This is a genomic window from Blastocatellia bacterium, assembly GCA_025054955.1.
Taxonomy (GTDB): Bacteria; Acidobacteriota; Blastocatellia; order HR10; family J050; genus JANWZE01.
Map to the genome: position 1 here is coordinate 1 of JANWZE010000042.1, position 11,162 is coordinate 11,162.

The 11,162-nt window shown below is 55.8% G+C and carries 9 protein-coding genes; 4 read left to right on the forward strand and 5 right to left on the reverse strand.

All coding sequences use genetic code 11. From position 1 onward, the window contains the following. Positions 1-12 precede the first annotated feature (12 nt). Both NZ823_05560 and NZ823_05565 read right to left on the reverse strand, forming a co-directional pair. Entirely contained in the window at positions 13-492 is a 480-nt protein-coding gene (locus NZ823_05560; GenBank protein ID MCS6804598.1) for an NUDIX hydrolase, read from the reverse strand. A 2-nt stretch (positions 493-494) separates the two neighbouring features. After that, positions 495-1,856, reverse strand: coding sequence for a nicotinate phosphoribosyltransferase (locus NZ823_05565; GenBank protein MCS6804599.1), 1,362 nt, complete (start codon positions 1,854-1,856; stop codon positions 495-497). A gap of 140 nt (positions 1,857-1,996) precedes the next feature. Between NZ823_05565 and NZ823_05570 the strand changes: the two genes are divergently transcribed. Continuing rightward, a complete protein-coding gene (locus tag NZ823_05570) occupies positions 1,997-2,272 on the forward strand; it encodes a hypothetical protein (protein MCS6804600.1) in 276 nt (91 codons plus the stop codon). A 4-nt stretch (positions 2,273-2,276) separates the two neighbouring features. Here NZ823_05570 and NZ823_05575 read toward each other — a convergent pair whose 3' ends face one another. Together NZ823_05575 and NZ823_05580 are read right to left on the reverse strand one after the other, a co-directional pair. Continuing rightward, complete coding sequence (locus NZ823_05575; protein MCS6804601.1) at positions 2,277-2,894, reverse strand: ATP-dependent Clp protease proteolytic subunit; 618 nt, start codon at positions 2,892-2,894, stop codon at positions 2,277-2,279. Between the two features lie 696 nt (positions 2,895-3,590). Beyond that, complete coding sequence (locus tag NZ823_05580; GenBank protein ID MCS6804602.1) at positions 3,591-4,757, reverse strand: threonine synthase; 1,167 nt, start codon at positions 4,755-4,757, stop codon at positions 3,591-3,593. Between the two features lie 227 nt (positions 4,758-4,984). On the opposite strand from NZ823_05580, the gene NZ823_05585 reads away from it, so the two are divergent. The 3 genes from NZ823_05585 (at position 4,985) to NZ823_05595 (ending at position 10,059) form a co-directional block, all read left to right on the forward strand. Next, positions 4,985-5,821, forward strand: coding sequence for a Cof-type HAD-IIB family hydrolase (locus tag NZ823_05585; GenBank protein MCS6804603.1), 837 nt, complete (start codon positions 4,985-4,987; stop codon positions 5,819-5,821). A 2-nt stretch (positions 5,822-5,823) separates the two neighbouring features. Next, on the forward strand, positions 5,824-7,209 hold the full coding sequence (locus tag NZ823_05590; protein ID MCS6804604.1) for a S8 family serine peptidase: 1,386 nt from the start codon (positions 5,824-5,826) through the stop codon (positions 7,207-7,209). A gap of 132 nt (positions 7,210-7,341) precedes the next feature. Further along, positions 7,342-10,059, forward strand: coding sequence for a UPF0182 family protein (locus tag NZ823_05595; GenBank protein ID MCS6804605.1), 2,718 nt, complete (start codon positions 7,342-7,344; stop codon positions 10,057-10,059). A gap of 117 nt (positions 10,060-10,176) precedes the next feature. On the opposite strand, the gene lpxC is transcribed toward NZ823_05595, so the two are convergent. Continuing rightward, positions 10,177-11,162 (reverse strand): UDP-3-O-acyl-N-acetylglucosamine deacetylase (lpxC, locus tag NZ823_05600; GenBank protein MCS6804606.1); only part of this gene is annotated, 986 nt, incomplete at its 5' end.

The window sequence follows — 11,162 nt, forward strand, 5'->3', positions numbered from 1 at the left end:
CGGCATTTTTGTTCAAACGCGCGGGGAAGTCAAGTCAGCGCATGACAAACAAGATTTGAGGTGAGTGGTTTCCTGATAGCGTTGGATCGCGTGTCGCAGAATCTTGGCATGATCAAACGCCAGCGGTGGCGGGTCATCGGCTGGGAACCAACCAACAGCAGCGGCGTCATCCTCGGCCTGTGGCCGGAAGTTCTGTTGATCTACGACAGCCCAGTAAACGATGCTGATGACCTGCCCGCGTGGATCGCGGCCAGGGTCGCCGTAGGCGCCAAGTTGGTCAAGCGTGTCAACGATGAGGCCGGTTTCTTCACGTAGCTCGCGTCGCGCGGCGTCGTCCAGATGTTCGCCAGGCTCGACAAATCCGCCGGGGAACGCCCAATGATGTTGAAATGGAGGAAACCGTCGCTGAATGAGCAAGACGTTGAGTTGTCCGTCTACGAGAGTGAACAAGACCACGTCGGTGGTGACCAGGAATGTATGCGGCGCAGGCATCGTCAGGGCTCGTTGTAGGTTGAGGTGAGCGAAGAAGCCAGATGTTGACTCAGCGTGCGCAACGCCTGGCTGATTTTCACAGGGTACGGCTCCGCTTCGCCGATAGCTCGACAGGCGGCCGGCAACCGCAAGCGGTTGTCACGCGCTGTTTGTTGAATCTCTGAAAGCGTCGGGTAGGGTTGATTGAGTCGGCCTGCTGTCATGTATTGACGCAACAACGGGAATGCGCCCGCCGGCGCAGGCTCATCCATCAATCCAATCGTGTCATAGAGGAATTGGCCGGCGTCATCCACCGTGCGCCAGACCTGTTTACGTCCGGGCAGCGTTGTCTTATCGGCGCTCAGCTTCATGCGATAGTGGACGCGGCCATCGAGATTCATCTCGACGAGTTTGTAGACGCCTCCCAACGTCGGCGCATCATACGAGACGGACAGATGAGTGCCGACGCCGAACAGATCAATGGGCGCGCCGGCAGCCAGCAGCTCAGTGATGCGATATTCATCCAGCTCGCTGCTGACCATGATCCGCGTCTGGTGCATGCCGGCGTCATTCAGAATCTGGCGCACCTGTTGGCTCAGTTGAACAATGTCGCCGCTGTCGAGGCGAACCGCGCGAATGACAGGTCCAAGGCGCGTGGCGTGACGCGCGCCAGCCAGCGTGTCGTAGGTATCAACGAGCAGCGTGGTTGATTCAGGGAAGACCCGGTAATAGGCCTGAAACGCTTCCATCTCTGAAGGAAAAACCATCATCCACGAATGAGCCATCGTGCCGAAAATTGGAATGCCAAACAAACAACCGGCCTCAACGTTCGACGTGCCGGCGCACCCGCCAATGTAGGCAGCGCGCGCGCCGTACAGCGCGGCATCCATCGTATGGGCGCGGCGCGCGCCAAATTCGATCACGGGTCGGCCCTGTGCCGCTTCGACGATGCGAGCGGCTTTGGAGGCAATCGTTGTTTGAAAATTGATGGCCGACAAGATATATGTCTCCAAAATTTGCGCCTCAATCAGCGGGGCTGTCACGCGTAGGATCGGTTCGTTGGAGAAAAACGGCGTTCCTTCCGGCATCGCCCAGATGTCGCCGGTGAAGCGAAATCCTTTCAGGTACTCAAAGAAGCCGTCAGACACGTGACGAAAGACCGGCTGCCGACGCAAGAATTCGATCTCGTCATCGCTGAACCGCAACTCGGTCAGGTAATCTAACACTTGCGCCAATCCTGCGGCCAGCAGGTAATTCCGGTTGCGCGGTATGTCCCTGACGAATACTTCAAAGCTGGCCACCGGATGGATGTGATTCTCGAAATAACCGGCCGCCATGGTCAGTTCATAGAGGTCGGTCATTAACGCCCGCGCCCGTCTTTGCATACGGCTTCTGCTCCTCGCTCTCGCAAAAGCTGTCAATGCGGCAATGTACATGAAGCGATCGGCTCTCGTCAACGCACAGCTTTTGGGCGTCAGCCTCGCTCGATTTCAAGGCGCATCCACTTTGTGCTAGAATGCGGCGCATGGATGAACGCGACTATTATACCGAGCAGCTCGAAATCAAAATTGCCCGATACCGTTGCACCAAATGCCGCGTCGAAAATGAATATCGCGTGCGCTGGATTCGACGAACGAAAAAGCAGGCGTTACCGCGGCACGCCACCGATCAGGATCGCATCAAATTCGCCAAAGCGATGGACCATTATGTGCGTGTTGACGACGAGCTAATGTGTCAAAACCCGCGTTGCGGGCGCACGTTTGAGATTCCCGATTGTCAGACAGTGGTGTTTATTCGTTAAACCTTCAGCGTGGCTCCCGCTGCGCGATCACGCGGTCAATCAGGCCATACTCAACCGCGTCCGTTGCTGTCATGATGTAGTCTCGCTCAATGTCGCGGTCTACATCAGCAAAGGGCTTGCCCGAATGTTCGGAGAGCAACCGGCTGATAGTCTGACGTAACCGGATCAATTCGCGGGCGTGAATCTGGATATCGGTGGCTTGACCGCCAATGCCTTGGCCGTAGATGAACGGCTGATGAATGACAATCCGCGAATTGGGTAGGCAAAAGCGCTTCCCTTTGGCGCCGGCGGCCAACAGCACGGCTGCCCCACTGGCCGCTTGGCCAATACAAATGGTGCTCACATCCGGGCGCACAAACTGCATGGTGTCGTAAATGGCCAGCGTGGCCGTGACTGACCCGCCCGGTGAATTGATATACAGGCTGATGTCTTTCTCTGGGTCTTCGGCTTCCAGAAACAACATCTGGGCAATAACGAGATTCGCAATCTCATCAGTAATCGGCGTGCCCAGGAAAATGATGTGATCTTTCAAGAGCCGCGAGTAGATGTCATAAGCGCGCTCGCCGCGGCTCGTCTGCTCAATCACCGTCGGTACGAGATATAACCATTCTGTCCAATCCATAGCTCAGCTCACCCCAGTTCATCAATTCGCAATTGGATGTATTGTGAGATATAACCGTTCTCTCCTGTCCATAGGCCGAAGCAGTGTAGCACAAGTAGTGGGAAAATCCGAAGCGCGAGATCTCAAAACAACGTTCACCGCTGAAATCGCAACGTCACATGCGCTGCGCATATCCTGTTTTGACGTCCTCCTCAGAAAAAGTGGCACAGGCGTTCCCGCCCGCGTTCCGTTTTCATGGTTCGTGGCGAGCGCGGAGCATAACAGCGATTCCTGAGTTTTTGGAGTGCGCCGGCAGAGCGAAGCGGCGACGGCGCTTTCGGTCCTGACACTCCACACTAGGCCAAAGCGGCGTCGCGCCCTACGGGCTTGCCGCCGCACTCCAAAACGCATGCTCCTTTGGAAACAGCCATTTTCATGGTTCGTGGCGAGTGCGGAGCATAAGAGCGATTCCTGAGTTTTTGGAGTGCGCCGGCAGAGCGAAGCGGCGACGGCGCTTTCTGTCCTGACACTCCGCACTAGGCCAAAGCGGCGTCGCGCCCTACGGGCTTGCCGCCGCACTCCAAAACGCATGCTCCTCTGAAAATAACCATCTTCATGGTTCGTGGCGAGCGCGGAGCATGAGGGTGATTCCTGAGTTTTCTGCGTTGGAACCTTCCATCCGCCAGCAGAGATTTCCGGGAGAGCAATGTTTGAAAATCAGGGCTTCAAGTGTAGATCAAGATACTTCAGTCCTGATGCTGTATTGAACAAAACGATGGTGTCATCGGGGTTCACTTGACGCTGAGCGATCAACCGCCGCAACGCAGGTAAACAGGCTGCCCCTTCAGGCGCGGTCAATATGCCTTCGAGGGAAGCGATTTCGTTAATAGCAGCCATGATCTGTTCATCGCTTACGGCGATGGCCGCTCCGCCGCTTCGACGCAGGATGTCAAGCATAAGAAAATCGCCGATAGCGCGGGGAACCCGCAATCCAGCAGCGATAGTGTGCGGGTCAGGGAATTCGTCAGCTTCATCCTGGCCGGCTTCAAACGCCCGGACAATCGGCGCGCAACCCGAAGCCTGAACTGAAATCATGCGTGGTCGGCGCGAGCTGATCCAACCCATCGCCTCCATTTCATCAAACGCTTTCCACATGCCGATCAAACCGGTGCCGCCGCCGGTCGGGTAAACAATCACGTCCGGCAATTGCCAGTTCAACTGTTCAGCCAGCTCATAACCCATTGTCTTCTTGCCCTCGATGCGGTATGGCTCTTTCAATGTTGACATATCGAAAACGTCTTGTTCGTGTTTGAGCTCGGCCAATCGCCGGGCGCAGTCCGTGATGACGCCGTCAACGAGTTCGACGCGCGCGCCGCACGCGGCCGCTTCAATCAGATTAGCTTTAGGGACATCCTTGGGCATGAAGATGTAGGCCTGCACGCCGGCGCGCGCCGCGTAGGCAGCCAATGCGCCGGCTGCATTTCCGGCGCTCGGCACAGCCAACCTGGTCAAGCCGAGTTCCTTGGCCATCGAGACGGCGACGGCCATGCCTCGCGCTTTGAATGAAGCCGTTGGGTTGTATGATTCGTCCTTGATATACAGACGTGACAGGCCAAGACGGCGCCCCAGCCGCTCAGCGTTGAGCAGCGGCGTGAAGCCTTCGCCAAGCGTGATGATGTTCTCGTCGCGCTCGACTGGCAACACGTCGCGGTATCGCCAAAGCGATGGTGGCCGCGCCAGCAGCGCCTCTTTGGTGAGCCGACGCGCCGCTTGCGCTAAATCGTATTCCACCAGCAGCGGCTTGCCGCATCGGCAAAGCTGATAGACGCGCTGGGGCGGATAGACCGCATGGCATTTGGAGCATCGCAACTGTGTGACGTTCACGGCGTCAACTAAACCGAATGTGTCCCCTCGCTGTCAAGTGCTCGGCGGCGCTGCGTTGAACCAACACCAGAGCCTGCGCAAGCTGCGCTTCGTGTGGAGCCAGGAGAGGGCAATTGCGTGGCGCTGCGTTGAACCAACACTGTCCTGTGTTATAATGGCGCTTGCTGTACTGAGTCACATGCCAGATCAACTCGAATTTTCATTTTGAATATCACCAACACGTTTGAATGGACATCAAGCTCTTAGCGCTGGATATTGACGGAACGCTGCTCAACTCGCAATATCACGTCAGCGACGAGAATCGCCGGGCGATTCATCAGGCGCGGTCTCGTGGTGTTGATGTTGTGTTGGTGACAGGTCGGCGATTTGCTTTTGCGTTGCCGGTGGTACGTGAATTGGGCCTGCAAACGCCACTCATTTGCCACAACGGCGCGCTGACTAAGCAGACGGAGACATGGGCGGTGATAGATTACTATCCGCTGGCTGCCGAGACGGCTCGCCATGTTGTGAGCATCGGCAAAAGCCTTGGCGCGGATATGATCTGTTCGTATGATCCTGAAGGCTATGGGCGGCTCGTCTTCGAGTCGCTTTCGCCGGAAAGCCTTCGGCTCAGAACGTATATGCCCCAGAACCCAATTGGTCTGGAGCAGGTTGATGATCTATGCAGCTATATTCAAGACGATCCGATTCAGGTGATGTCCACTGGCACATGCGAGCGCATTGATCGCTTGGAAGCGGCGTTGCTGGCTGAGTTGAACGGTCGAGCGACACTGTTGAAGACGGCCTATCCGCATCGCGATCTGTCTATTTTGGACATCCTTGCCCCGCAGTGTTCAAAAGGGCGGGCGCTGGCGCGCTTGGCTGAGCGTGCCGGATTGAGGCGGGAGCAGGTCATGGCTGTTGGCGATAATCACAATGATCTGCACATGCTGGAATTTGCTGGCATCGGCGTGGTCATGGGCAATGCTGAAGAGCCGATCAAGCGCGCGCCGTTTTATCTGACCGCCTCCAACGACGAGCATGGCGTGGCTCAGGCCATCGCCCGGTTCATTTTACGTGGTTAACAATGGACGCTGCTGCTGCCACCTGTCCACTTTGTTTGCGGCCTGGCGCCGTGCCGGTGCTCGCGTTTGAGCAGCCGTCTGCTCGCGTGCTGATCGAGCTGATTGCTCACAATCATCCGCGTTGGTCGCCCGAGCAGGGTCTTTGCCGGCGGTGCTTAGCCAAGTTTGATCGCTTGCTGGTGCGGCTCCGGCAATACCATCCTGCGTTTGCTGACCGGACCTACTGGATTATCCCAACGCCGGTGCGACTGGACACGGATGATCGCTACACGGGCCGAGGCGTGACCATTGCGTTTTTAGATTCGGGTTTCTATGTCCATCCTGATTTGGTCAAACCGGACAATCGCATTCGCGCCTACGTCAATATCCTGAAAGAGCACGCTTCCGTTGAAGAACTCAATCAAGAGATTACGCAGCCCCATGTAGATGCCTGGCACGGGATGATGACGTCGGTGGTCGCGGCTGGTAACGGTTACCTTTCGCACGGTGTGTATCGAGGGATCGCTTATGAGGCGACCGTTGTGTTGGTGAAAGTCGGCTCGATTCACCGCATCACTCATGATGACATTCGTCGAGGCATCGAGTGGGTGATTGCGCATCGTCAAGAGTATGGGATTCGCGTGCTGAACATTTCCTGTGGCGGCGATTATGAAGCTTCTTACCTGGTTGATCCGTTGGCGCAAGCGGCCGATGCAGCGGTGCGAGCAGGTATCGTTGTCGTAGCGGCGGCTGGCAACAAAGGACATGAACCGAGGCATCCGGTGATTGCGCCGGCCAACGCGCCCTCCGTCATTACGGTGGGAGGGCTGGATGACAACAATCAACTTGATTGGAGCGGCTTTCGCATGTATCGCTCCAGCTATGGACCAACACTGGACGGCTTGCAGAAGCCGGAGATCATCGCGCCATCTATCTGGCTGGCTGCGCCGATCCTGCCCGGCACGCCGGTGGCTGATCAGGCTCGTTTGTTGGAGTTGATCTGTCAAGCTCCGTTGCGTCGCGTCAAAGCTGTGCTACAAGCTCATCCTGGGGTTGAACCGATACTGGATCAGGCGAGCGATCAATCGCCAGTCGCGCTTCAAAAATTAGCCCGCCACCTGATGCGAGCCAATAATGTGATTAGTCAACATTACAAGCACGTGGATGGCACATCCTTTGCCGCCCCTATTGTCTCGTCCATCGTCGCCCAGATGCTACAAGCCAACCCGCAGTTGACGCCGCAGCAAGTCAAATTAGCGTTGATTGAATCAGCGCGACGTTTGCCACGCTACGATGTAGACAAGCAAGGCTGGGGAGTGATCAATCCGCGCCGCGCGATTCGCCGAGCGCTCGGGTGGGCTCAGATGCCGCTGCCTCATGACGAGCAGCCTCACAGGAATGGCTCATGAGCGCACGTTCGCCACGCGAAGGATGAAAATGGTTATTTTCATAAGGAGGAGTAGATTGCACCGATTGTAACCAGGAGAACCATCGGTGTGAATCTGTGAAATCTGTGGCTATTTTCTGAGGAGGGATCAACAATGACCAACAGACGGAGCTACTTTCTATGGTTTTGGGTTCTCGTATTTCTCTTCTTCTTTGGTGTGCGATTCACAGGCTTCTACATTGACTGGTTGTGGTTCAATGAAGTCGGTTACACACAAGTCTACCTGCGCACTCTGCTGACGAAGCTCGGGCTGGGGATGAGTGTGGGGTTGCTGGCCTTTGCCGTCATTTACGGCAATTTGTGGCTGGCTCGAAAATTGGCTCCTGGCCATGAGATCATGCTCCGACACGGTGATGTGTATACACAAGTAAGCGTTCCAGAAAGCCGGCAGCGGCGCATCGCGCTGGTCGTCTCGCTGTTGGTCGGCGTTTTCATGGGGCTCTCAGCAGTGCCGCAATGGCAAACCTGGTTGCAGTATGCTCACCGACCGCAACTGGCTCAGCAGGACCCCTTGTTTTCCCGTAGCCTCAGTTACTACTTGTTCGAGTTACCATGGTGGGAATACGTCGTCGCAGTGGGACAAGGGTTGGTTATTGTGTGTTTGGTGGTCGTTCTGATTGTGTATGTGCTCAAGCGATTCATCGGCGCAATGGGACACGGCTGGCTGGCCCGACCGGCCAAGCAGCATCTTTCCATCCTCGCGGCCGTGCTTTTCCTCTTGCATGCGTGGAGCACGTATCTGGAGATTCCCAACTTGGTTTACTCGCCGCGCGGCGTTGTATGGGGCGCCAGTTACACCGACGTGCACGCTGACCTGCCATTGCTGCGCCTGCTCGTAACAGTATTGATCATCGGCGCGCTGATGATGATCGCCAATGGCTTCACGGCGCGAAACCGATTGGCCGTGGCGGCTGTCGCACTCTACGTTGTCATGCTTGGCGCCTATTGGATTTATCCGGCACTCGTCCAGCGGTTTGTAGTTACCCCAAATGAAGTTGACAAAGAGAAGCCCTATATCGAGTTTAACATTGCGGCGACCAGAAAGGCTTTTGGTCTCGATCAAGTTGAAGAACGAGCGTTGTCAGGCGAAGGCGAGCTGACGGCGCAAGACCTCAAGGAGAATGCCGGGACGATCAACAACATTCGCTTGTGGGATCGTCAACCGTTGCTTGATTCGTTCTCGCAGCTTCAAGTGTTTCGCCCCTACTATCGGTTCATCTCGGTGGACATTGACCGCTACATGATCAACGGCGAATATCGTCAAACGATGCTCTCACCGCGCGAATTAGTTTCGTCAGCGTTGCCAACCCGAACGTGGCTCAATGAACGATTCATCTTCACACACGGTTATGGGCTGACGCTCGCGCCGGTCAATCGGGTCAGTCCAACGGGCTTGCCGATGCTCTTCATCAAAGACATTCCTCCAACCTCGGAAGTTGATCTTCAAGTGACGCGGCCTGAAATTTATTTCGGCGAAGCGTCAAATGACTACGTGTTTGTGAATACCGCGTTGAAGGAATTTGATTACCCAGCCGGCGAAGATAACGTGGAAACCACCTATGCCGGACAAGCGGGCGTGCCTGTCGGCTCATTTTTCCGTAAGCTGCTGCTGGCCATACGATACGGTTCGATGAATATCATTCTGTCTAATGATTTGACGGCAGAGAGCCGCATTCTGCTCTATCGTAATATCCGAGCGCGTCTGCAACGCATCGCGCCGTTTCTGCGGTTTGACCGTGACCCGTACATGGTCATTGCCAGTGATGGTCGGCTCTATTGGTTGTGTGATGCTTACACGGTCTCGGACCGGTATCCCTACTCTGAGCCGATCACCACAGAGACAAATGACAGCGAAAACATTGAAAGCGGCATCAACTATATTCGCAATTCCGTCAAGGTGCTCATTGACGCGTATCATGGATTGACGCGGTTTTATTTGGCCGATCCATCTGATCCGCTCGTGCAGGCATATCAGCGCGCGTTTCCCGAAATGTTTACCCCGTTAGATCAGATGCCGGCCGATTTGAAGTCGCACTTGAAATTCCCGTCCGATTTGTTCGCTATTCAGACGAGAATGTTTGCCACCTACCACATGACCAATCCACAAGTCTTCTACAACAAGGAAGACAAATGGGACATCCCGACCTATTCGAGTGAAGGGAAGGAACAGTCCATCGAGCCGTATCATACGATCATGCGCTTGCCGGGTGAGCCGCGCGAAGAGTTTCTGCTGATGCGGCCGTTTACGCCGCGCAACCGCGACAATCTGGCTGCCTGGATGGTCGCGCGCATGGATGGCCAGCAGTACGGCAAGTTGGTCGTTTATCGGTTATCAAAGCAAAAACTCGTCTTCGGACCGAAGCAAATCTCGGCGCGGATCAACCAGGACCCTGAAGTCTCCCGTCAGTTGACCTTATGGGACCAGCGCGGCTCGCAAGTGTTGCTGGGACGGCAAGTCGTCATTCCAATCAATGAGTCGCTGATTTATGTTCAACCGTTGTACCTCCGCGCGGAGACCGGCAAGATACCAGAGTTGAAGCGCGTCATCGTTGCTTATCAAAATGAGATCGCGATGGAGGAGACGCTAGAACAAGCGCTCAACAGAATTTTCGGCGCTGCAACGGCAGCTCAGCCAAGAGCGCCTGACCAGCAGCCACCGCCGCCGCCTGATGCTTCGTTGGAGAGCCTCGCGGCTCAAGCTAAGCAGCATTATGATCGCGCGCAAGAAGCGTTGAAGGCCGGCGAGTGGGCTCGCTATGGTGAAGAAATGAAACGGCTCGGCGACGTGCTCAACCAAATGCAGCAGAAGTGAGTTGAGAAAGACTCGGTCACGCGGAGGCAGCAGGTCGGCAGCAGCTTCAACTTGGTTGTACAGTTTGCGCAAAATACGTCCAATGGGTCACGCGGAGGCAGCAGATCGGCAGCAGCTTCAACCCTCGGCGGAAAACGAGTGCGTCGGCCAACGCGCTGTCCTGTGCGCTGACGCGTAGTGCGCAGGCGCTTCGATGATTTCCCATGCCTGAGGGTCACGCAGGAGTTTGGAGACGAGCGCGTTATGCAGGGCATGGCCTGAGCGTATAGCCTGAATGTGCCCAAGCACAGGCCGTCCTAGCAAGGTCAGATCGCCGATAATATCTAAAATCTTGTGCCGGACAAATTCGTTGGGGAAGCGCAATGGTTCAGCGTTCATCATGCCGTCGCGGGTCAGTGCGATCGCATTTTGCAACGAGCCGCCTTTGATTAGGCCCATACCACGCAGGTTTTCGAACTCGTGCACGAATCCGAACGTTCGCGCAGGGGCGATCTGCTCAACAAAATTCCGTTCGCTCATCTGGAACGAGTATTGCTGATAGCCGATCAGCGGGTGGTCGAATTCGATGGCGCAATCAATGGTGAGCGCGGATGCCGGACTGATCGCCATGAATTTCTTGTTTTGAGCGACTTCAATTCGCTTGAGGATGCGCAGATACTGCCGTGGCGCGTCCAGTTCTATCACGGTCGCAGCCCGAACGAGCTCAACAAACGGTTGTGCGCTGCCATCAACGATAGGAATTTCCATGTTGTCTAATTCCACATAGACATTATCAACCCCGCAGCCCTGCAGTGCTGCCAGCAGGTGTTCGACTGTGGCGATCAACACGCCTTTATGGACAAGCGCGGTGGCATAGTGAACGTGGGTGACCAGCTCTGGCGAGGCCGGTATCTCGAACCCATCCAGATCAACGCGGCGAAACACGATGCCGGTATAGGCCGGCGCCGGAGACAATCGAAGATGAACAGCCGCGCCGGTGTGTAGCCCAATGCCGTTGATGCTGACGGAGCGTTGAATCGTGGTTTGTCGCGTGATCATCAGATGCTCTCTTGAGCAAGCGATATGCCGAATGCAGTCTGACTGGCATCGCTCTTTGTCAAGCC

Excerpts from the sequence above, each read along its gene's own strand:
- NZ823_05560 (MCS6804598.1), bottom strand. The coding sequence starts at position 492 with ATGCCTGCGCCGCATACATTCCTGGTCACCACCGACGTGGTCTTGTTC.
- NZ823_05565 (MCS6804599.1), bottom strand. The coding sequence starts at position 1,856 with ATGCAAAGACGGGCGCGGGCGTTAATGACCGACCTCTATGAACTGACC.
- NZ823_05570 (MCS6804600.1), top strand. The coding sequence starts at position 1,997 with ATGGATGAACGCGACTATTATACCGAGCAGCTCGAAATCAAAATTGCC.
- NZ823_05575 (MCS6804601.1), bottom strand. The coding sequence starts at position 2,894 with ATGGATTGGACAGAATGGTTATATCTCGTACCGACGGTGATTGAGCAG.
- NZ823_05585 (MCS6804603.1), top strand. The coding sequence starts at position 4,985 with ATGGACATCAAGCTCTTAGCGCTGGATATTGACGGAACGCTGCTCAAC.
- NZ823_05590 (MCS6804604.1), top strand. The coding sequence starts at position 5,824 with ATGGACGCTGCTGCTGCCACCTGTCCACTTTGTTTGCGGCCTGGCGCC.
- NZ823_05595 (MCS6804605.1), top strand. The coding sequence starts at position 7,342 with ATGACCAACAGACGGAGCTACTTTCTATGGTTTTGGGTTCTCGTATTT.